The sequence below is a fragment of the Pseudoalteromonas sp. JC3 genome (assembly GCF_030291895.1).
GTDB lineage: Bacteria > Pseudomonadota > Gammaproteobacteria > Enterobacterales > Alteromonadaceae > Pseudoalteromonas.
This window is the reverse complement of sequence record NZ_CP127855.1, coordinates 2,448,791-2,469,618: the sequence shown is the minus strand read 5'-3', so window position 1 is coordinate 2,469,618 and position 20,828 is coordinate 2,448,791. Positions and strand designations below refer to the sequence as shown.

Below are 20,828 nucleotides of genomic sequence, written 5' to 3'. Positions count from 1 at the left end.
GTCTAGCGTGGACTTTAACCTAAACGAAGATCAACAAGCATTTGCCGATATGGCGCACCAATTTGCAATGAGCGAGCTTGCTCCACATGCAGCAAAATGGGATCAAGAGCACATTTTTCCAAAAGACGTAATTCAAAAAGCAGGTGAGCTTGGTTTTTGCGGTCTATATACGCCTGAAGAGGCAGGTGGTCTGGGTTTATCTCGCCTTGACTCAAGTATTATTTTTGAACAACTTTCAATGGGTTGTACAGCGACAACCGCCATGTTGACTATCCATAACATGGCAACGTGGATGATAGCGAGCTTTGCAACGGAAGAAACCAAAGCAAAATATATGGATCAGTTAGTAACAGGTGAGCTACTGGCTTCTTACTGTCTAACAGAGCCTGGTTCTGGCTCTGATGCTGCATCGCTGAAAACAAAAGCAATAAAAGAAGGCGACGAGTACGTTTTGTCTGGCTCTAAGATGTTTATCTCAGGGGCAGGTGAAACCGACGTATTGGTGGTAATGGCAAGAACCGGTGAAGACGGTCCAAAAGGTATTTCGGCCTTTGTTGTACCTGCCGATGCTGACGGCGTTATTTATGGCAAAGCAGAAGAAAAAATGGGTTGGAACGCTCAACCTACGCGCCTTATCACGCTTGAAAATGTCCGTATCCCAGCTGCCAACCTACTAGGCCAAGAAGGCGAAGGCTTCAAATTTGCGATGCAAGGCCTTGATGGTGGTCGTATTAACATTGCAACTTGCTCGATTGGTACAGCCCAGCAGGCGCTCAATACCGCCAAGCAGTATATGCAAGAGCGTTCTCAGTTTGGTAAACCGTTAGCAGCGTTCCAAGCACTGCAATTTAAAATTGCAGATATGAATACAGAACTTGTGGCTGCGCGCCAAATGGTTCGACTTGCGGCATTTAAACTGGATAGCAACGACCCAGAAAAGACCACTTATTGCGCAATGGCGAAGCGTTTTGCCACTGATGTAGGCACTAAAGTGTGTGATGATGCACTGCAAATTCATGGTGGTTACGGGTATATCAAAGAATATCCACTTGAACGTCATTTACGTGACGTACGTGTTCATCAGATCCTTGAAGGTACAAACGAAATCATGCGTGTAATTATTGCACGTCGGATCTTAGCTGAAGGCGCGGCAAGCGTCCTATAAGGAGAGTATCATGACTGCACAATTAAAACTCGAAAAACAAGGCCATACTGCCGTTGTTACTATGTCAAATCCACCCGCGAATACGTGGACAAAAGACACATTAACTGCACTTAAAAATTTAGTAATCGAATTGAATGCAGATAAAGAAATTTATTCTTTAGTGATCACTGGCGAAGGTGAAAAGTTCTTTTCAGCAGGTGCGGATCTAAACGTATTTGCCGACGGTGACAAAGGAGTCGCTGCGGATATGTCTCGAGTATTTGGCGAAGCGTTTGAAACACTCAGCGACTTTAGAGGCGTATCTATTGCTGCTATCAATGGTTTTGCAATGGGTGGCGGTTTAGAAGTAGCACTAGCATGCGATATCCGCATTGCCGAAGTTCAAGCACAAATGGCACTCCCAGAGGCGAAAGTGGGGTTGTTACCTTGTGCTGGCGGCACACAAAACTTGTCGTGGCTTGTAGGCGAAGGCTGGGCAAAACGTATGATTTTATGCGGTGAGCGCTTAAAAGCTGATAAAGCACAGCAAATTGGCTTAGTTGAAGAAGTGGTCGAGCAGGGTAAAGCACTGGAAGCTGCGCTTGAACTTGCTAAGAAAGTAGAAGATCAAAGTCCAGTTGCGGTCACGGCTTGTAAGGCTCTAATTCAAAAAGGCCGCACTGGCACAATCAATAGCGCATTGCCACTTGAACGCGAACTTTTCGTAACACTATTCGATACGCAAGATCAAAAAGAAGGCGTAAACGCGTTTTTAGAGAAGCGTAAAGCGAATTGGGTAAATGGCTAATGATTGAATTTGAGCTAATAAATCACGAAGAGGCGCCGGTTATATTCGAACAGGCAACGTGCCATAACGGGATGAAAATAGCGCTGGCGACATTAAATGCACCAAAAGCGTTAAATGCCTTAAACCTCGATATGATCCGTTTGCTCGCGCCACAACTAGACGCTTGGGCAAACGACCCGCAAATAGCAATGGTTATGCTAAAAGGTGCTGGAGAGAAGGCGTTTTGTGCCGGCGGCGATGTCGTGAGTTTATATCGCGAAATGTCGTCTGATACGAGTAACGCATTAATCGAAACCTTTTTTAGTGAAGAGTACCGGTTAGATTATCAAATCCATAACTATGATAAGCCAATCCTACTTTGGGGTAATGGCATCATCATGGGGGGCGGACTGGGCTTAACGGCTGGCGCAAGCCATAAAGTGATGACCGAAACGTCGCGCATCGCGATGCCGGAAATCACCATTGGCTTATACCCTGATGTGGGTGGGAGCTATTTCCTCAATAAGATGCCAAAAGGCGTTGGACTATTCTTGGGTCTCACCGCTGCAAACATTAACGCTGCGGATGCCCAGCTGGTTGGGCTCGCCGATCATTTTATGGACTCAGAAAAACTGAGCTTACTGTTACAAAACCTAGTTGAAGTGAACTGGGGCAAAACCAATGTATTAAATCATGAAAAGCTTACTCAGTTGCTGTTGTCACTAGATGAAGCGTCTCATGCGCCGCCCAAAAGCGAAATTAAACCGCTTATCAAAGTGTTCGAAGCGCTTGATGAGAAAGATGATTTATCAGAGCAGGTTGAGTTTATTTTGGCGTTGGATAGCACTGACAACAAATGGCTAAGCAAGGCACAGGCTGCATTAAAGCATGGTTCACCATTAAGTGCTGCATTGGTTAAAGCTCAGCTCACTAGAAGTGCAGGCAAAACACTAAGAGACTGTTTTAAGCAGGAATTAGGAATGTCGGTAACGGCTGGCGAGTTTGGTGAGTTTCAAGAGGGTGTACGTGCGTTGCTTATCGATAAAGATGGCAAGCCAAATTGGCGATTTAAATCTGTCGCCGAGGTTACAGACGATGCAATAGAACGCTTTTTTGCACCTCGCTGGGATGAAAACGATCACCCATTGCGTGACTTATAAGGAGTGACTTAAATGGCACAAGTAGGATTTATCGGCTTAGGTAATATGGGTGGTCCAATGGCCATTAACCTATTAAAGGCTGGCCACCAAGTATGTGTATTCGATTTGAACCCAGAGGCCGTTGCGACGCTTGAAGCAAGTGGCGCGACGAAGGCGACGGTTGTGAGCGATGTATGTCGCGAAGCTGATTATGTGATCAGTATGCTGCCTGCAGGCAAACATGTTCGAGCAGTGTATACCGGTGATGACGGATTAATTAATTACCTTAGCAAAAACACACAAGTAATTGATTGCTCGACCATTGATGCTGGATCTGCTCAGTTTGTTGGCAACAAGTTGGCAGAATCGGGTATTTCATTTGTCGATGCGCCAGTGTCTGGCGGTGTGGCAGGTGCAGCGGCCGGTACCTTAACTTTTATTGTCGGTGGTAATAAAGCGGACTTTGAACGTGCGCATGTGGTACTGACCAATATGGGTAAGAATATCTTCCATGCTGGAGATATTGGTGCCGGACAAGTCGCTAAGATATGTAACAATATGCTGTTATCAATACTAATGGCGGGCACAAGTGAAGCGCTGCAGATGGGTGTAGATCATGGCTTAGATCCTAAAGTATTGAGCGAAATCATGCTAAACAGCTCTGGTCGTAACTGGACGCTAGAGCTATACAACCCATGTCCTGACGTACTAGAAAATGTGCCTTCTTCGAACGGTTATAAGCCGGGCTTTATGGTTGATTTAATGGCTAAAGATCTTGGTCTTGCGATGCAATCTGCGCAGCAAACGAATTCTGCGACGCCCATGGGGGCTCTGGCGAAGAATTTGTATAACTTGATGCAAAATCAAGGCAAAGGTAGTGAAGACTTTAGTGCGATTTTTAAGCTTTATTCAGAGAAATAGGACACTATGGATATTAACAATAAAACAGTTGTGATCACCGGTGGTGCGCAAGGCTTAGGTCTTGCCATGGCGGCTGAAATGGCAAAGCATGGGGCAAAACTTGCCCTGATTGATATGCAAGAAGACGTTTTAGCAGAAGCGAAGCACGAACTAGCTCAATTCGGCACCCAAGTTAACACGTATGTCGCTAATGTTAGTCAAGAATCAGACGTCGAAAATGTGTTTAATGCGATCGTAAATGACTTCGGCGATATTTCGGTATTAATTAATAATGCGGGTATTTTGCGTGACGGTTTGCTACTCAAAGCAAAAGATGGGCAAGTCATCGACAAAATGTCGCTTTCGCAATTTCAATCCGTTATTGATGTCAACCTCACGGGTGTTTTCCTGTGCGGTCGCGAAGCTGCTGTCAAAATGGTAGAAGCGGGTAATGGTGGCGTGATCATTAACATGTCGAGCGTTGCACGCGCTGGTAATATGGGACAAACCAATTATTCAGCGGCAAAGTCTGGAGTCGTTGCGATGACTACCAGTTGGGCTAAAGAATTAGGTCGTTTTGGTATTCGCGTGGGCGCAATTGCACCAGGTGTGATCCGTACAAAAATGACCGATGCAATGAAGCCTGAAGCCAAAGAGCGTCTAGTGAAAATGAAGCCAGTAGGGCGTCTTGGCGAAGCGCAAGAAATTGCCCATACTGCAAAATATATCATTGAAAACGATTTCTTTACGGGACGTGTCGTTGAGATTGACGGCGGCATTCGCTTGTAATGAAAAAATAGGCTTGGTTTTACAACTTGTAGTCCAAGTTCCTACTTGAGTGTGTGAAGCGGCAATGCAAATTGCCGCTTTTTTATTTGAAAGACATTAAATTAGTTAGGAGAAGTGCTTGAAGTTATCTGGAATACATCACGTCGCTGTTATTTGTTCTGACTACCAAAGATCAAAAGTGTTTTATACCGAAGTACTTGGTTTGCGCGTACTCAGGGAGAACTATCGAAAAGATAGAGCGTCCTATAAATTAGATCTTGCACTGCCTGATGGGAGCCAGATTGAGTTGTTTTCGTTTCCAAATCCTCCAAAACGACCCTCACAACCGGAGGCGCAAGGGCTGAGACATTTAGCATTTAGCGTATCGGATATTGATGCTTGTATTACACACCTTGTGCAGTATCAAGTGGCTGTAGAGCCTGTTCGAATAGATGAATATACAGGCAAACGGTTTACCTTTTTCAGTGATCCTGATGGTTTGCCGCTGGAACTTTATGAGCAATGTTAAGATGATAACAACTTTAAAAGGGCTAAATTATGTATGAGATGTTAGTGGCGATGGAAATTCATAACAGCGAACGATATGCCAAATATCGTGAAGCGATGAAGCCAATCTTAAGACAATATGGTGGTGGATTTAGTAACGATTTTCATATTGCAGAAACCTTGCTAACAGAGGGACAGTGCCAAGCGAATCGACTTTTTACCATATATTTTCCTGATCAAGCTTCAATGGAGTCCTTCTTCAGTGATGCTGAATATGTAGAGGTAAAAGCGCGATACTTTGAAGATAGCGTCAGTGGGTTCGATATTTTGGCAAGCTACATTAGGTAAGGCTAAAACAAGGAGCAAAATTGGGTAAAGTTTATTCTATGTGGGTCGATAACATTTAATAACTCCGCGGTAAAATGAATTTGTAACAAGGATATAGGTTATGAATATAAGACCACCATATCAAATGAATAACGGCAATGTTGTAAACTCAACATCGTCAGAAAAACTACATGAAAAGGTCAGAGAAGTTGCGACAAATAGGGCCGACGATGAGCCCAATCAATTACCTAGTTCAGACAATGAATTAACTATTGATTTTTCTTACACACAATCACCAGTCACATACAGTAAAGAATTTTTTCTCAACCTAGACCTCAGCATGATTGGGCTTAAGCGCTATGGGATTCATCGAGAGCATATGGGGACGGATGAAAATGGCCATATTTATAAAGATACCTATGGTGATTTTGAAGGAAGAGAGAAAATTGACGAATTTCTAGCTATTTTCGATCGTTTGGACGAAGAACAAAAAATAAAGTTTTCCCACTTTAAACCAACTGAAGCACTTCTTGATGTTGCTAACAGATTAACTGATGAGGAGCTTGGACAGCTCACCGATTTTATTGTCGAATCGTTGTCTATCAACATACTTGATCCAAAAAAGGATGATTATTCTACCAAGCTAATAAATAAGCTTAGCAATATGTCAGATGAGGTATTAAAAGATACGGTGAGGACCATGTCTAAGCTGATGGAGCAAGCTAACAATAAAGTCTTCGCAGAACCAAATTTACCAGCTTATCTGCTTGATAAAGACGGCCATGCTGATTTCGATTTAAATGTAAGAGATTTGGGCTTTTTTGAAGATGTAAATGAGTATGGTGACATGAACAACCAATTATTAAATGACTATGCAAAATTTGTCATTGATAACAAATTCTCAGACGGTGATCTTTTAGATCTGAACGCGCATATAGCAAATTCTGATTTTGATACGAGTCGTGGCATGCTAGATATGGCAACCTTGGTTAAGGCAAATGACCGAACTACTTTTATAGAAATGTTAAACGAAGTGGATACGCGGGAGCCGAATAACCTGTTCGCAAGATTGAGCAAACTCAATTACGAAAATGAGAACACAGAATACTTTAGAACTGACAATCGAGAATACGTTAAATTTAAAGGTGCACCAGCTGACGATAACGAAAAAAGTAGGTTATACAATCAGCTGATAAAAGCCTATGAAAATCAGGGGCTCGGTTGGATGAATGACGTAATGGAGCAGTCAGAAGGTATGCCTGTGCGAGCTGAGCTCAATATGTGGCTATCTATTTTAGAAGATGTTGAAGAAAACCCCGATGCGTTTAAACGCTCAGACTCTGTCGAAACTTGGATGGAGCGCAATTTAGCTGGAATTGTAAATGACTACTATCAAGGCATAAAAGACAAGGTATTTGCGCATAATGAGGAACTAGATAACTTTCTCAATATGTCTATGCTTGAAAGAATTGAACTCGATACAATTGAACTTGACGAACAAACTCCTATAGCTGAATAGAGAAAGATCTATTACATCCCAAATATTGTTCTACACTTAATTAAGAACGAAACAAGCTAGTTAATTCAAAGGCTTGTTTCGACGTGAGTCTTGACTATATAACGCAGCAACTTTGTTAAGGGAGAGTTTAATGCGCGGCGTGATATTTAGAGGTTTAGAAGAATTAGTTGTAGAAGCGATTGGCATGCAAGCTTGGGATGAGTTACTCGAAGCACATGCACCTGAGGGAAGGGTTTATGTTTCCCCTACATCCTACCCAGATGCAGAGTTATTTGCGTTAGCGCAAGGCGTTGCTGACAAATTGAATAAGCCATTGACAGATGTATTGGCCATTTTCGGACAGTCGTTATTTGGATTTTTAGCGGAAAAGCACAAAGGTATTTCATCAAAATTTACGTCGTTTGAAGAATTGGTTTTATCTATCGATAGCGTGATACACATGGAGGTAAAAAAGCTTTACGATGAACCGAACCTCCCCTCAATTGCGGCGATAGAGAAAGATGACAAAACTATCGTATTAGAGTATTGCTCGAATCGTAAATTGTGTTTTTGTGCGGAAGGGCTTCTTTATGGTGCCGCCCAATTTTACAGTCGCAAACTAAAAATTGAACATCCACAGTGCATGCACAGCGGCGCTAAACATTGCCTACTCATTCTTCATTTGGATTAATTCGATGTCTGAATATAACGACTATAAAAAGGCGTATCTAAGAGAGCGTCGTGCACGTGATGAAGTCGAGTCATTACTTGAAGAGAAAACGCGAGCGTTATATCTAGCCAATCAAACACTTGAACGTCAATTAGCGCAACTTAAGAATCAACAAGCCGTATTAATAAACAACGAACGTATGGCGACGTTAGGGACACTGTCAGCAGGCGTTGCGCATGAATTAAATAACCCTTTGGCATATGTGGCAGGTAACCTTGAGTCACTTAATTATTATATCTCGCCCATATTACAGTTGCTTGAGACAGTAAAATTACTTGAGCAAAATGAATTGAGAGGAGATCAATTGGAAGCTCGCCTTATTGATATATATTTAAAGCAACGTATTGACGAAATTACGAATGATTTGCCAGATCTCGTTCACGATACGCTGCACGGCTGCGAGCGAATTAAAACCATAGTGAACGATTTAATGAATTTCTCCCGCTCCAATAATGATAGTTTCGGTAGGGCGTCTCTAAAGTCTATTGTTGAAGACACGCTTCGTTTACTTCATGGTCAACTTAAGGGATACGAGCTGACCGTCGCGGTCGAAGATGTGCCAACTATCTATTGCAAGGAGGGAGCGCTAAAACAAGCGATCATCAATCTTTTGGTGAATGCTAAATATGCGGTAGACATGAGCCATAAATCGCATAAATCAATAGAAGTGTTACTCGCACCGGGTAACGATCAAGATATTATCTTAAGCGTTAGCGACAACGGAATTGGAATTGATGCTGATGTGCTTCCTAGATTGTTCGATCCTTTTTTTACGACTAAGCCTGTCGGTGAAGGTACGGGTATGGGACTTGCCATTACTCATGCGATTGTAAAAGAGCACAAAGGGAAAATTGATGTTCAGAGCCAAGAAGGCGTAGGTAGTCAGTTTACTATTTCCTTTCCTCTGGAGCAGTGAAAAGCTTGCGCCTGTCCCTATTTTATAATACGTTGATCGACTAAATCAGATATATCTCAGTGATTTTCATCTGAGGTTTCGAGCCTCATCTTTTAATACTCAAACGTAATAGGGAAATTATGACGGTTGAAATGAAAGTACCCGTGTTGCCTGAGTTAATAGATACTGCAAAAATTGCAACACTCTATGTAGCCGAAGGACATCAAGTTGCAAAAAATCAAGTCTTATGTGATATCGAAACGAGTAAGGTCGTATTGGAGCTACGAGCGCCAGAAGCCAGCCGTATCGGTAAAATCGTGGTGAACGAAGGCGATGTTTTGAAAGCCGATGCGCTTATTATGTCAATCACTCCAGATCCAGAATTAAACCACTTAGTTGCACTTGAGCCGAAGAGAGTTCATCGGTTGCTCAGTAATGAAGGCATCACAACTGACCATAAGTTGAAAGGAAAAGGCAATATTGATGTGCAGATCGATGTATTACCCGATTTTGTTGATAGCGCAACGATTATTGAAATCTATGTCAAAGAAGGAGATAAGGTTGCTTGTGGCGATAGGCTTTGCGATGTTTATACTGACAAGGTCATCCTCGAAGTTTGTGCTCCCAATGATGGCGTAGTGTGCGATTTTATCAAAAAGCTTGAGCAAGCAGTCGTTGCAGGTGAAACGATCGTCACTTTGTATCACCCCGAGTATATTGGGCCTGAGACTACACTTCCTGAATCGAAAGAAGATAATATTGATGCCTTAATAGCTCAAGTATTGTTAGATCCAGCTTTGGATAATGAACCTTCTACGCTGGTCGAGTTCAATAGGCCTTCTCATCAGGCTACATGCGATAATTTAGAAGCGCATAACGACATAGCGGCAGTTGAAGCAACCGATAGCACGGTTATTGACACACAGCTTAAAAATGAATCTCCCCCTCTTAGTACTCAAACTGGCGATAGCTATGTTGATTTAACAAATGACCATGTTAGTTCAGCTTCAACGCCTTTACGAGCAGAGTCTACAGTTATTGAGCGCATAGGGGAGGGTAACAACAGCGGAGTCGGAGGGGCAAGCTCTGGCAAAGTGTTTACGTTTGCCGCCAGTGTAATCGTTATTGCGCTGGCGGGTTATTTTTTGCTGATATAGCTTCGCGCTTGTAGCATCTGCAAAGAAGTTAACAAGCTATTTTACTCAAAAAGGAGATTTTTAATGAGTTATAATGTCATTGCATATCAAGTCGATGCAGAAAAAGTAAAAGCGGTGTGGGGAAGTAAAGATCAGCAATTTTTGCAACGATTTTTATCCAAATACCGAGATGAAATCGCAGGACAAGAAGACGAGCTGGATGTTAAGGGATATGCCGCTTGCATGGCGAATATTATAAATGGAACGAGTACGGATGAGGACGACGAAGACAACTTTATTTACGGTTATCTATATGAAATGCTGTGCCAAGAATTTGGTGAGATGGTTCGCCATGATGACTTTCTAGACATAATGGAAGATGTGACGCCATCTAATCATAAAGCATTTATTCCTATCCCCAGAAATGATGATTGGCCTGAATTCTACAGTGTCCCTTTTGAAGAATTAGAGCAGGGACGACAGGTTTTTCTTGGTAGTGACGAACCATATACGAAGGAAACTTCCTATATAGAAACGGTGAACTTCATTTTCGATACAGCAGTTCAAAACCACAAAGCTTTGGTTTTCTTTGGTTATTGATTTGAGGTCTCAATCTACTGATTAAAATTTTTTACAATACATACGGCGCTGTTTGGAGCAGCGCTAATAGCCTCTACATGAAAAGACGATAAGTAACAATAATCTAGCCATAGTCAGTATTCCTTGAGTTTAAGTAATCATGTTGATATGGCTAGAATAGAGAAAGAAACTTTCTCGAAACTTACAGTTCAGTAATTAATCATATAAACTCAAAATTCCTTCGTTCGTATTGCCGTTATGACTGCAAAAGCTTAGTATCAGGTAACTTCGCAAGCGTTTGAGTGCTTGGTGTATAAGAATCAAAACCGATTTGCTGAATAATTTGCTTTGAAACACACCGCGTAAATAACGATAAAGTAAAATGCTATTCGGTAATCTAAAAAGAATAAAAGGGTGAACAATGAGTGAAGAACAAAACCAACCGCAGCAAGAGACGTTGACACCAGAACAACAGCAGCAAAGATCAATACAATGGCAGCGTAGCTGCGTACAAGCTGCACAAAAACACCTCGCGGATAAAGGAGTGTTACCGCAAAGTATAATTGAAAAAGAATGTCGTTATATTGAGCCATTGGTTGCGCTTTGGAAAATCAAAGGTCAAAACGGCAAAAAGTATTGGGTGATCACAGGTAATCTACCGACGGATCATATTGAGGCTTCCGCTGCAGCGACAGCACGTGAAGCACTGCGCTATTTTTCATTCCATTGGCAAATGAAAGCAGAAGAAATTATGTCTGCAAAGCCAGTAGAAAAAACACAAGCCCAGTTTGCTAATCTACTAGTAAACCGAGCTCATGGTCTATATGACCTTTTCGCTAAAGATGAACTTTGGGCTAATGAAGCATCGTAAACGGTTCCATTTTGAGTGATTGAATAGGGCATTTCAAGCGCTGTCTTGGAATGCCAGCTTCCATAAATACGTGCCCATGCGTGGAAAACCCCGACTGTAAAAATTCGGGCACTTCATCCAAAATGCATTGGATAAAAACATCTTCAAAGCCTTTGTCTTTTGCCAAGTCAACAAGTCCCCCGATCAACGAAGCATAAGCATCTCGATTACGGTGAGATTTGAATATGGCAATGCGGCTTAATAACCCGTCTTCGCACAGTCTCCCTGTGCCAACTGGCCCATCGAATTCGTCAATAATGATTAAGTGCTCAGCAGTGATATCCTGCTGATCAAATTCGACTTCTTTAGGAATATGAAGTTCATACACAAATACGCGCTCGCGTATCGCTTTTAGCTCCAATTTTTTGGTTTGCCAAGTTACTCTACTGATCCTATAACTCATACTGCCCCCATCTACAGATTGCACCTGCATTCCCTGTTTAGCGACAAGCTAGAGCTTGCGAAAACCTTGAAGATCAAGGATCTCGCGGCATATTGTTGTTTTTGTGAACGCGGCTATCTTGTTCTAACAGGCTCTACTCCCAGCCCTCATCGAAGTCAGCATCGGCTGGATCACTGTCTTCAACGAAGTAGGTCCCATCATTAATCAGTTTAGTTAACGTTTGTTTAAATTCCAAACTATTTAATGCAGGAATTATTGCATTAAACTCAAACACAACATGATCGCTTAGCTGCTTTACGGCATCTAAACAATGATGGTCTAATTCATAGTTTTCACCATTAACACTGAACAAAATATGATCGTCACAGATTTGGTAAATAGCACGTACTCCACCAGCGCGATAAACCAATGGGTTATCTTTGGCGATCTCGAGAAGCTCCTGAGGATCAATTATGGGTTCTAATGGCGCGAGATCCATCTCATGTTTTGGTTCGCTGAGTGTCTTTCCAAGCCATTGACTGTATAGTGCCTTATCTTCAAGTAAAGCATTGAGCAGAGACTTTATCTGTTGTTGGTCGCTGCAGGTGACTTCGCCAATAGACGCTCTGAGTTGTAATTCTGGATCGCTAAAACGGCGTTTGCCAGCTTCCATATCAATTACGTGATCAGCAAAGCTTGAAAGTAAGTCTTTTTGATCAGGCGCTCTAAAGCCAACTGAGTAGTTTAAAGCATCCTCAACTGCATAACCTTCGTGAGGACAAGCTGGCGGAATATATAAGATATCACCCGGTTCAAGAACTGCATCAATGACCGCTTCGAATTGCTCTACTTGTAATAGACTCTTGTTGCGCGCAAATTGCTTTAGGCTGTTGTCCCGTTCGCCAACTCGCCAATGACGTTTACCTTGTCCTTGAATTATAAAAACATCATATTGATCTAAGTGCGGACCAACGCCACCACCAGGAGTCGAAAAGCTAATCATCAAATCGTCTATGCGCCAATTTGGTATGAATCTAAACGCTTCTATTAATTGTGCGGCTTGTGGGTGCCAGTGGTCAACGGCTTGGACCAATAGGGTGCTGTTACTATCGGTGAGTAAATCAAATTGTTCAAAAGGGCCGTGATGGGCCTCCCAGTTATTATTGTGATTAGTGACAATTCGAGATTCTATGCATTCTTCAGTTGCAAGGCCGGCAAGTTCTTCTGGCTCAATTGGGTCTTCAAAGTCTCGGAATCCTTGTTTGATGAGTAATGGCTTCTTTTGCCAATACTGGGCAAGAAATTGTTCGAAGGTAAGGTCATTAATTTGCAGTTGATACATAGGGAAATTCCAGTAATAAAAAAGCGAAAGAGTGCACTCTTTCGCTTATTCTATACCAAGTAGTAAAAAGCTGGTGTCGCTTTATACTTAGTTTAGTTCGTCAATGAACGCTTCAGCACGACCGATATAGTTTGCTGGCGTCATTTCTTTCATTTGTGCTTTTACTTCATTTGGCAAGTCTAGGTTATCGATGAAGTCAGCCATGATTTCTTTGTTTACGCGTTTACCACGAGTAAGATCTTTTAGCTTTTCATATGGCTTTTCGATACCGTACTTACGCATTACCGTTTGGATTGGCTCTGCAAGTAGTTCCCAGTTATCATCAAGCTCAGCAAGCAAACGATCAGCATTGACTTCTAACTTGCTAACGCCTTTTAACGTTGCTTGATACGCGATAAGCGCATAACCCATACCAACACCTAAGTTACGTAAAACCGTTGAGTCGGTTAGGTCACGTTGCCAGCGTGAAACAGGTAGTTTTTGTGCAAGATGCGCAAAGATAGCGTTAGCAATGCCAAGGTTACCTTCAGAGTTTTCAAAGTCGATAGGGTTAACTTTGTGAGGCATTGTTGAAGAACCAATCTCACCAGCAATGGTTTTTTGCTTGAAGTGGTTTAGCGCGATATAACCCCAAACGTCACGGTCAAAGTCAATTAAGATAGTATTGAAGCGTGCAATCGCATCGAATAGCTCAGCGATATAGTCATGCGGTTCGATTTGTGTTGTGAACGGGTTCCAAGTCAAACCTAGGCTCGATACAAAACGTTCACTGTGTGCATGCCAATCGTAATCAGGGTAAGCGCTTAGGTGAGCATTATAGTTGCCAACGGCACCATTGATTTTACCAAGCATTTGTACGTTAGCGATTTGCTGGCGTTGACGTTGCAGACGAACATACACGTTTGCAAACTCTTTACCCATGGTTGATGGTGAAGCAGGTTGGCCGTGTGTACGCGTCATCATTGGAATTGACTTATACTCAACCGCTTTGTCTTTGATTGCGCTCAGTAGCTCATCACAGTATGGCAGTAATACCGTGTCACGCGCTTCAGTTAGCATTAGGCCATGAGAAAGGTTGTTGATGTCCTCAGAGGTACATGCAAAATGAATAAATTCATTGACGGCATTTAGCTCGGCATTGTCAGCTACTTTTTCTTTAAGAAGGTATTCTACAGCTTTAACGTCGTGGTTAGTGGTGCGCTCAATCTCTTTTACGCGTGCTGCGTCTGCTTCGCTGAAGTTTTCAACGATGCTATCAAGAAGTGCGTTGGCTTCATCGCTGAAAGCAGGTACTTCTTTAATGGCGTCGCTGCTCGCTAGCGCTTGTAGCCAACGAACTTCTACGATGACGCGGTATTTGATCAAGCCAAATTCACTGAAGATGCTTCTCAGTTCTTTGGTCTTGCTACCATAGCGACCATCCACAGGAGAGATAGCGGTTAACGCTGAAAGCTCCATAATAACTCCTAACTATTTGTTTTTGAACGATACTTAGATAGTGGTATTAGAACCACTACGAATTTTATACCAACTTGATTAATTAAGTGGTCTACTTTGAGGCGATAAAATCTAGTCGATAACACCGCTTCCGCATCCTGCTCACGCCAAGGTACCTACATCCATATAGGCAAGGCGAAAATTTTGCTATTTAGTTGTTCTAAATAAGAAATTCTTAGCCCTGTTAGCGTCAGATTTGCTCCTTCAAATTGAGCAAGTATTAAGACAAATTGGTATTACATATAACTTTTTGCAGCAGTAATGATTTTCTTTTTCGCAAAAAAGAAATGACGACGTTTACCGCCGAGCTGGCGCCACAATACTGCACTACGGATCCCCGCAAGTAATAGCGCCCGAATTTTTTGTTGTGTTGCTGTTTGTTTTAATAGCTCAGGCTTACCGAATACTTGGATCTTAGGGCCAAGAGGGCTTATTACTTGACCGTAAATGTTGGCAAGTGCGGCAACAACTTGGCTTTCACAGATATCAAAGTGTAATAACTGGCGCTCAACTTGCTGAATTTTTTGTGCTAACAAATCAAGAGATTTGCTATCGTTACTTAGCACTCGCTCTAATTGCATCATCGCGCCAACATATTTAACCATTTCAACGTCTTTTTCGCCGCCAGCCGAAAGCTGCTCAATTAGCGTTCGACAGCCTGTTTTGATGGCAAATTTGTCTGGGTAAACGTCCTCTGGGCGTTCAGGAGAAGTATTAATAATGCTTTTTAAAAAGCCCTCAACTTCATTTTCATTGAAGGTGCCGTAACGCGCACATTTTTGTACCAGTTTACTGATCTGACACATTGCCGCCAGAGGCATTACGTATTGGTTTTGCATTATTTAATCACCGACTCAATAATACCGCCGCCAAGGCACACGTCATTTGCGTAGAATACCGCAGATTGTCCGGGAGTTACGGCTTTTTGTGGCTCATCGAATAGCACACGTGCCATACCATCTTGGCCAACTAATAACGTACAAGGGATGTCGGTTTGGCGATAACGTGTTTTTACCGTGCAGCGAGTTGTACCTTGCGGACCTACGCGGTCGACCCAATGTAGTTGATTTGCGTTTAGACCATTGCTGAACAGGCGAGGGTGGTTTTTACCTTGACCAACAACCAGTACATTACGTTCGATATCTTTATCTACCACATACCAAGGTTCGCCGTTGCCTTCTTTAGAACCACCAATTAATAGACCCTTACGTTGACCTAGCGTGTGGTACATCAAGCCTTCATGTTCACCAACATGATTACCTTCGCAATCTTCAATCACACCAGGCTGCGCGGGCAAAAATTTGGCAAGGAAGTCTTTAAATTTGCGCTCACCGATAAAGCAGATCCCGGTTGAATCTTTTTTATCGTGTGTGATTAAGCCTTGGTCTTCTGCAATTTTACGCACTTCTGGCTTTTCAATTTCACCCACAGGGAAGAGTGTTTGCGCAATATGTTCATGGCTTAATGTGTAAAGGAAATAGCTTTGATCTTTGTTCTCGTCATCTCCACGAAGCATAACGAATTTACCGTCACGCTCTGCGCGACGAACATAGTGGCCAGTTGCGATATAGTCTGCACCCAACGCTTCTGCTGCAAACTGTAAAAAGGCTTTAAATTTGATTTCTTTGTTGCACATGATGTCTGGGTTTGGTGTACGGCCAGCCTTGTATTCTTCAAGGAAGTGTTCAAACACATTATCCCAGTATTCAGCAGCAAAGTTTACGGTGTGTAGCTCAATACCTAGCTTATCACACACTGCCTGAGCATCTTTTAGATCTTCAGCTGCTGCACAATACTCATCATTGTCATCTTCTTCCCAGTTCTTCATAAACAGGCCTTCTACTTGGTAGCCTTGTTGTTTTAAAAGGTAGGCAGATACAGAAGAATCTACACCGCCGGACATTCCGACAATGACTTTAATGTGACTATTATCGCTCATAATTTCGCTATTAATCTTAATGCTCAGATAGAAAGCGCTTATTATACTCAAATCTCTTTAAATTGCACGTCCGTGAGCTGTTCAAGCGCAGGAGAAAAGTCCCACTAGGAAATGCTAAAGCACTCGATATTCACCGTTTTTAAGATCGCCCAGACTATATTTGCCTATTTGTGCGCGAATCAGTCTAAGCGTAGGATGACCAATATGCGCCGTCATACGACGAACTTGTCTATTACGTCCTTCTTTGATGGAAATAGAAAGCCAGGTTGTCGGGATATTTTTTCGTTCTCTTATCGGCGGGTTACGCGGCCAAACATTGGGCTCAGTTATTACTTCCACTTTGGCAGGTAAAGTTGGACCATCTTTTAGTTCTACACCGTTTCTTAGCGCGTTTAGGCATTCGCTACTTGGCTCTCCTTCGACCTGAACCCAGTAGGTTTTATATGTCGATTTTTTAGGAGAAGTCAGGGTGTTTTGTAATTTACCGCAGTTGGTAAGTAGCAATAGCCCCTCACTATCTCTATCCAAGCGACCTGCAGCATAGACATCTTTGATATCAATAAAATCAGCCAATGTTTGACGATTTTGATCATCAGTAAACTGACACAAAACATCAAAAGGCTTATTAAATAGAACGACTTTTACTTGCTCTGGCGGTAGGGCGGGTTTTGACAGCCGATTAGTTATTGGCTTTTTCCGTGCTGTGTTGTGTCTAGAGAATGCGGGCTTATTAGCATGTGATTTTCTTTTGTTATTTGTATTGGCTCTACTACTTGTGTTCATCGCCACATTCCTAAGGTTCACGAAAAATGGCATTTTAGCGCAATTGCTCCTGAGTGTCGCCTGCAAGCAAAAAAGCGACCCTCAGGCCGCTTTTTGACTGTTATCCGAAGATTACAGTGACGCTAGTACGTCGTTAAATACCGCAGAAGGACGCATAGCTGCGAACGCTTTGTCATCTTCAGGCTGGTAATAACCACCAACATCCATTGCTTGACCTTGTGCTTCATTTAGTGCTGCAACAATATCAGCTTCTTTTGCTGTTAGTTCCGCAGCAACATTTTCAAACTTAGCTTTAAGCTCTGCATCTTTGTCTTGTGCAGCCAGCTCTTGAGCCCAGTACATTGCAAGGTAAAAATGGCTACCGCGGTTATCAAGCTCTTTCACTTTACGTGAAGGTGACTTGTTTTCATCTAAGAATTTAGCCGTTGCTGCGTCTAGTGTGTCTGCAAGTACTTGTGCCTTAGCATTACCCGTTGTTTGGCTCAAATGCTCAAAAGAAGCAGCAAGTGCAAGGAATTCACCTAGCGAGTCCCAACGCAAGTGGTTTTCTTTTTCGAACTGTTGAACGTGTTTAGGCGCAGAACCACCCGCACCAGTTTCAAATAAGCCACCGCCATTCATTAGTGGAACGATAGATAGCATTTTTGCACTCGTACCAAGCTCTAAAATTGGGAATAGGTCAGTTAGGTAATCACGTAACACGTTACCCGTTACTGAAATAGTATCTTCGCCCTTTTTCATGCGCTCTAGAGAGTATAGTGTTGCATCCACTGGTGCTTTGATTAAGATTTCAAGGCCATCAGTGTCATGCTCTGGCAGATATGCGTTTACCTTTTTGATAAGTTCAGCGTCGTGAGCACGGGCTTCGTCTAACCAGAAAACGGCAGGTGTATTCGTTGCGCGAGCACGGTTAACCGCTAGTTTTACCCAGTCTTTGATCGGTGCATCTTTCACCTGACACATACGCCAGATGTCGCCTTCAGCAACGGTATGCTCAAGTAAAGTGTTGCCCGCAGCATCAACAACGCGGATTGTGCCAGCTGATGGCGCTTCAAACGTTTTGTCGTGTGAACCGTACTCTTCCGCTTTTTGTGCCATTAGACCGACGTTAGGAATTGTACCCATAGTACGTGGGTCAAATGCACCGTTTTCTTTACAGAAATCAATCGTTGCGCCGTACACACCTGAGTAACAACGATCTGGGATCACAAAAGCCGTATCTTGTTGTTTACCTTCAGCATTCCACATCTGACCGCTTGAACGAATTGCAGCAGGCATTGATGCATCAATGATCACGTCACTAGGTACATGCAGGTTTGTAATACCACGGTCTGAGTCTACCATCGCGATATCAGGTGCTGTCTCGTAAACGGCTGCAAGGTCTGCTTCGATTTCTTTGCGCTTCGCGTCGTCCAACGACTCAATTTTTGAGTACACGTCGCCAACACCGTTGCTTGCGTCAACACCGATTTCAGCAAATGTCGCCGCATGCTTTTCGAATACGTCTTTGTAGAATACTTTTACAGCATGACCAAAGATGATTGGATCTGACACCTTCATCATTGTTGCTTTCATGTGTAGCGAGAACAAAACGCCTTTATCTTTTGCTTCTTGTACTTGTACTGCTAAGAATTCACGTAGTGCCTGTACACTCATACGAGAGGCGTCAATGATTTCACCCGCAAGTAGTGGCGTGCTTTGTTTTAGTACGGTGATGTCACCATTGTTCGCTACGTGCTCAATACGAACATCAGTCGCTTCAGCAACCGTTACCGACTGTTCAGAACCGAAGAAGTCACCGTCAGCCATTGATGCAACATAAGACTGTGAGTCTTTAGACCAAGCACCCATTGAATGTGGGTTTTTACGAGCATAGCCTTTGACTGAAGTTGGAGCACGGCGGTCTGAGTTACCTTCACGAAGTACAGGGTTTACTGCACTACCTTTGATTTTGTCATAACGCGCTTTAACATCGGCTTCTTCGTCTGTTTTTGCTTCAGAAGGATACTCTGGAAGCGCGTAACCTTTAGCTTGCAATTCTTTAATTGCTGCACGAAGTTGTGGAATTGAAGCACTGATATTAGGTAACTTGATGATGTTAGCTTCAGGCGTTTTAGCAAGTGCACCTAGCTCAGCGAGTGCATCACCAATACGTTGTTCTTCTTTTAAGTACTCAGGGAAAGTCGCAATAATACGTCCTGCAAGTGAAATATCGCGAGTTTCAACTTCGATATTTGCAGGCTTAGTGAATGCTTGGATGATTGGCAATAGCGAGTAAGTTGCGAGAGCCGGGGCTTCATCTGTTTTGGTATAGATAATTTTCGATGTCATCATCATTCCTAGATAGTTGTGGGCTTTTACGCCGTTCAACAATTGCTAATAGGACTAAGCAACGCAATTTTCACACTCAACAACGTGTCGTTGTCGCTGGTTAAAACGGGACCAGTTCACTAAGCGATTAATGAAAGGTGCAAAAAACCTCGACAATCCTCGTTAGAATCGATGCCTAGGTAGCGCAGCATTAGCAAGTTTGTTAGGTATTTATACTTTTGGCTTATTACAATAACTGGTATTCATTCAGCATTGAAATGCATCAAGTAGCAATATCTAATCAACCTGAAATTGACTTTGCAAGCGTGCTTTAGTCTAACAGTGTTTGCATATGGGGGCTAATTATTAAATTTAAAGTGTAAAAGTGAAAAGTTATAACAAACGTGATAAGGAGAGATTGAAGATTTCTTTTAGTTATTGTGCAGATATTCAAAAAAGAGGAATAAGCGAGCACTCATGTAACCCGCTTTAGCCAAAAACTACGTTAACACTTAAACAACATCTTCCGTAATTGGAGCGATGTTGGTTGCGTGTAGACCCTTAGGTCCTTGTTGTAGCTCGAATGATACATCCTGACCAGCTTTAAGCGTCTTGTATCCATCCATTACAATCGTTGAGTAATGAGCAAAGATATCTTCGTCACTGCCGTCTTCTACGATGAAACCAAACCCTTTGGCGTTATTGAACCATTTGACTTTTCCGCAAGCCATACTTCTACATCCTTCTATAAGTTGACTAAATTAATGTTAATCTACTCTTTTAATTTTGCTAAACTGCCCATAGATTAGACAGTCATGTAAGACTGTAGTTTATATGAGCAAGCAGTCAAGTTTTTTGCTCTTTTTTTTAACATTTTATTTATTTCTCAAATCTATTTGCTTGAGTATATAAGACAAGACTATATTTATTATGAGTGGGACAAAAGATTCGGGTGTATTGGACGCCGTTCGCGAGGAACAGAAGCAGCAGCTTCAACCGCCGCGAAAATATAAAGTGATTTTAAACAATGATGATTACACGCCCATGGATTTTGTTGTCGAGGTATTGACGACATTCTTCAATATGGATAGCGAGAGAGCAACTGAGGTGATGCTTGAAGTGCATCACAAGGGAAAAGCGGTATGTGGAGTATACCCTGCTGACATAGCCCATACCAAGGCTGAGCAGGTAAACCGATATGCTCGTGACAACGAGCACCCGCTGCTCTGTAGTTGTGAGCAGGAATAACCTATAA

General features: G+C 42.6%; 22 protein-coding genes. 14 read left to right on the top strand and 8 right to left on the bottom strand.

Going from position 1 to position 20,828, the window contains the following annotated elements; genetic code table 11:
- Positions 1-7: 7 nt before the first annotated feature.
- From QSH61_RS10270 to QSH61_RS10210, 13 genes are all read left to right on the top strand, one after another.
- Positions 8-1,165, top strand: coding sequence for an acyl-CoA dehydrogenase family protein (locus QSH61_RS10270; protein WP_128725998.1), 1,158 nt, complete (start codon positions 8-10; stop codon positions 1,163-1,165).
- 10 nt (positions 1,166-1,175) lie between these two features.
- Positions 1,176-1,952 carry an enoyl-CoA hydratase gene (locus QSH61_RS10265; RefSeq protein ID WP_069022460.1) on the top strand — a complete coding sequence of 259 codons (777 nt, stop codon included), beginning with the start codon at positions 1,176-1,178 and terminating at the stop codon, positions 1,950-1,952.
- A complete protein-coding gene (locus QSH61_RS10260) occupies positions 1,952-3,091 on the top strand; it encodes an enoyl-CoA hydratase/isomerase family protein (RefSeq protein WP_206472042.1) in 1,140 nt (379 codons plus the stop codon). The genes QSH61_RS10265 and QSH61_RS10260 overlap by 1 nt, the downstream gene beginning before the upstream one ends.
- Positions 3,092-3,103: 12 nt before the next feature.
- Positions 3,104-3,991 (top strand): 3-hydroxyisobutyrate dehydrogenase, encoded by an 888-nt coding sequence (gene mmsB / locus QSH61_RS10255; RefSeq protein ID WP_099029248.1) that lies wholly within the window; start codon positions 3,104-3,106, stop codon positions 3,989-3,991.
- Between the two features lie 6 nt (positions 3,992-3,997).
- Positions 3,998-4,759 (top strand): SDR family oxidoreductase, encoded by a 762-nt coding sequence (locus tag QSH61_RS10250; RefSeq protein ID WP_206472041.1) that lies wholly within the window; start codon positions 3,998-4,000, stop codon positions 4,757-4,759.
- A 118-nt stretch (positions 4,760-4,877) separates the two neighbouring features.
- Positions 4,878-5,267: an SMU1112c/YaeR family gloxylase I-like metalloprotein gene (gene gloA2 / locus QSH61_RS10245; protein WP_206472040.1), complete on the top strand. Its 390-nt coding sequence runs from the start codon at positions 4,878-4,880 to the stop codon at positions 5,265-5,267.
- Positions 5,268-5,296: 29 nt separating this feature from the next.
- Positions 5,297-5,593, top strand: coding sequence for a DUF1330 domain-containing protein (locus QSH61_RS10240; RefSeq protein WP_045988103.1), 297 nt, complete (start codon positions 5,297-5,299; stop codon positions 5,591-5,593).
- Positions 5,594-5,693: 100 nt separating this feature from the next.
- Positions 5,694-7,091 (top strand): hypothetical protein, encoded by a 1,398-nt coding sequence (locus QSH61_RS10235; RefSeq protein WP_206472039.1) that lies wholly within the window; start codon positions 5,694-5,696, stop codon positions 7,089-7,091.
- Between the two features lie 130 nt (positions 7,092-7,221).
- A complete protein-coding gene (locus QSH61_RS10230; RefSeq protein ID WP_206472038.1) occupies positions 7,222-7,761 on the top strand; it encodes a heme NO-binding domain-containing protein in 540 nt (179 codons plus the stop codon).
- A 4-nt stretch (positions 7,762-7,765) separates the two neighbouring features.
- A complete protein-coding gene (locus QSH61_RS10225; RefSeq protein ID WP_206472037.1) occupies positions 7,766-8,716 on the top strand; it encodes a sensor histidine kinase in 951 nt (316 codons plus the stop codon).
- Between the two features lie 119 nt (positions 8,717-8,835).
- Positions 8,836-9,852, top strand: a complete 1,017-nt coding sequence (locus QSH61_RS10220) for a biotin/lipoyl-containing protein (protein ID WP_206472036.1) — start codon at positions 8,836-8,838, stop codon at positions 9,850-9,852.
- A 63-nt stretch (positions 9,853-9,915) separates the two neighbouring features.
- Complete coding sequence (locus QSH61_RS10215) at positions 9,916-10,431, top strand: DUF7691 family protein (RefSeq protein ID WP_206472035.1); 516 nt, start codon at positions 9,916-9,918, stop codon at positions 10,429-10,431.
- A 400-nt stretch (positions 10,432-10,831) separates the two neighbouring features.
- The gene (locus QSH61_RS10210) at positions 10,832-11,281 is read left to right on the top strand and encodes a DUF4826 family protein (protein ID WP_010604923.1); all 450 of its coding nucleotides are present in this window, start codon (positions 10,832-10,834) and stop codon (positions 11,279-11,281) included.
- On the opposite strand, the gene QSH61_RS10205 is transcribed toward QSH61_RS10210, so the two are convergent.
- From QSH61_RS10205 to cspD, 8 genes are all read right to left on the bottom strand, one after another.
- A complete protein-coding gene (locus QSH61_RS10205) occupies positions 11,265-11,723 on the bottom strand; it encodes a GNAT family N-acetyltransferase (protein WP_029215775.1) in 459 nt (152 codons plus the stop codon). The two genes, QSH61_RS10210 and QSH61_RS10205, sit on opposite strands and share 17 nt — an antisense overlap.
- Positions 11,724-11,856: 133 nt before the next feature.
- Positions 11,857-13,044, bottom strand: a complete 1,188-nt coding sequence (locus QSH61_RS10200) for a ribosomal protein uL16 3-hydroxylase (protein ID WP_206472033.1) — start codon at positions 13,042-13,044, stop codon at positions 11,857-11,859.
- Positions 13,045-13,131: 87 nt separating this feature from the next.
- Positions 13,132-14,502 (bottom strand): adenylosuccinate lyase, encoded by a 1,371-nt coding sequence (purB, locus tag QSH61_RS10195; protein ID WP_102056909.1) that lies wholly within the window; start codon positions 14,500-14,502, stop codon positions 13,132-13,134.
- Positions 14,503-14,777: 275 nt separating this feature from the next.
- Positions 14,778-15,380 (bottom strand): high frequency lysogenization protein HflD, encoded by a 603-nt coding sequence (gene hflD, locus QSH61_RS10190; protein WP_206471232.1) that lies wholly within the window; start codon positions 15,378-15,380, stop codon positions 14,778-14,780.
- Positions 15,380-16,480, bottom strand: a complete 1,101-nt coding sequence (gene mnmA / locus QSH61_RS10185; protein ID WP_010379287.1) for a tRNA 2-thiouridine(34) synthase MnmA — start codon at positions 16,478-16,480, stop codon at positions 15,380-15,382. Before mnmA ends, hflD begins: the two co-directional genes overlap by 1 nt.
- A 114-nt stretch (positions 16,481-16,594) precedes the next feature.
- The gene (locus tag QSH61_RS10180) at positions 16,595-17,263 is read right to left on the bottom strand and encodes a pseudouridine synthase (protein WP_010604917.1); all 669 of its coding nucleotides are present in this window, start codon (positions 17,261-17,263) and stop codon (positions 16,595-16,597) included.
- A gap of 111 nt (positions 17,264-17,374) precedes the next feature.
- A complete protein-coding gene (locus QSH61_RS10175) occupies positions 17,375-19,594 on the bottom strand; it encodes an NADP-dependent isocitrate dehydrogenase (RefSeq protein ID WP_206471231.1) in 2,220 nt (739 codons plus the stop codon).
- 491 nt (positions 19,595-20,085) lie between these two features.
- Complete coding sequence (gene cspD / locus QSH61_RS10170) at positions 20,086-20,304, bottom strand: cold shock domain-containing protein CspD (RefSeq protein ID WP_010379294.1); 219 nt, start codon at positions 20,302-20,304, stop codon at positions 20,086-20,088.
- 199 nt (positions 20,305-20,503) lie between these two features.
- On the opposite strand from cspD, the gene clpS reads away from it, so the two are divergent.
- Positions 20,504-20,821 (top strand): ATP-dependent Clp protease adapter ClpS, encoded by a 318-nt coding sequence (gene clpS / locus QSH61_RS10165; protein WP_010379297.1) that lies wholly within the window; start codon positions 20,504-20,506, stop codon positions 20,819-20,821.
- The last annotated feature ends 7 nt before the right edge of the window (positions 20,822-20,828 follow it).

Bases quoted from the DNA above. Each gene is read 5' to 3' on its own strand.
- QSH61_RS10265 (WP_069022460.1), top strand. From the start codon at position 1,176: ATGACTGCACAATTAAAACTCGAAAAACAAGGCCATACTGCCGTTGTT.
- QSH61_RS10260 (WP_206472042.1), top strand. From the start codon at position 1,952: ATGATTGAATTTGAGCTAATAAATCACGAAGAGGCGCCGGTTATATTC.
- mmsB (WP_099029248.1), top strand. From the start codon at position 3,104: ATGGCACAAGTAGGATTTATCGGCTTAGGTAATATGGGTGGTCCAATG.
- QSH61_RS10250 (WP_206472041.1), top strand. From the start codon at position 3,998: ATGGATATTAACAATAAAACAGTTGTGATCACCGGTGGTGCGCAAGGC.
- QSH61_RS10240 (WP_045988103.1), top strand. From the start codon at position 5,297: ATGTATGAGATGTTAGTGGCGATGGAAATTCATAACAGCGAACGATAT.
- QSH61_RS10235 (WP_206472039.1), top strand. From the start codon at position 5,694: ATGAATATAAGACCACCATATCAAATGAATAACGGCAATGTTGTAAAC.
- QSH61_RS10230 (WP_206472038.1), top strand. From the start codon at position 7,222: ATGCGCGGCGTGATATTTAGAGGTTTAGAAGAATTAGTTGTAGAAGCG.
- QSH61_RS10225 (WP_206472037.1), top strand. From the start codon at position 7,766: ATGTCTGAATATAACGACTATAAAAAGGCGTATCTAAGAGAGCGTCGT.
- QSH61_RS10220 (WP_206472036.1), top strand. From the start codon at position 8,836: ATGACGGTTGAAATGAAAGTACCCGTGTTGCCTGAGTTAATAGATACT.
- QSH61_RS10215 (WP_206472035.1), top strand. From the start codon at position 9,916: ATGAGTTATAATGTCATTGCATATCAAGTCGATGCAGAAAAAGTAAAA.
- QSH61_RS10210 (WP_010604923.1), top strand. From the start codon at position 10,832: ATGAGTGAAGAACAAAACCAACCGCAGCAAGAGACGTTGACACCAGAA.
- QSH61_RS10205 (WP_029215775.1), bottom strand. From the start codon at position 11,723: ATGAGTTATAGGATCAGTAGAGTAACTTGGCAAACCAAAAAATTGGAG.
- QSH61_RS10200 (WP_206472033.1), bottom strand. From the start codon at position 13,044: ATGTATCAACTGCAAATTAATGACCTTACCTTCGAACAATTTCTTGCC.
- purB (WP_102056909.1), bottom strand. From the start codon at position 14,502: ATGGAGCTTTCAGCGTTAACCGCTATCTCTCCTGTGGATGGTCGCTAT.
- hflD (WP_206471232.1), bottom strand. From the start codon at position 15,380: ATGCAAAACCAATACGTAATGCCTCTGGCGGCAATGTGTCAGATCAGT.
- mnmA (WP_010379287.1), bottom strand. From the start codon at position 16,480: ATGAGCGATAATAGTCACATTAAAGTCATTGTCGGAATGTCCGGCGGT.
- QSH61_RS10180 (WP_010604917.1), bottom strand. From the start codon at position 17,263: ATGAACACAAGTAGTAGAGCCAATACAAATAACAAAAGAAAATCACAT.
- QSH61_RS10175 (WP_206471231.1), bottom strand. From the start codon at position 19,594: ATGACATCGAAAATTATCTATACCAAAACAGATGAAGCCCCGGCTCTC.
- cspD (WP_010379294.1), bottom strand. From the start codon at position 20,304: ATGGCTTGCGGAAAAGTCAAATGGTTCAATAACGCCAAAGGGTTTGGT.
- clpS (WP_010379297.1), top strand. From the start codon at position 20,504: ATGAGTGGGACAAAAGATTCGGGTGTATTGGACGCCGTTCGCGAGGAA.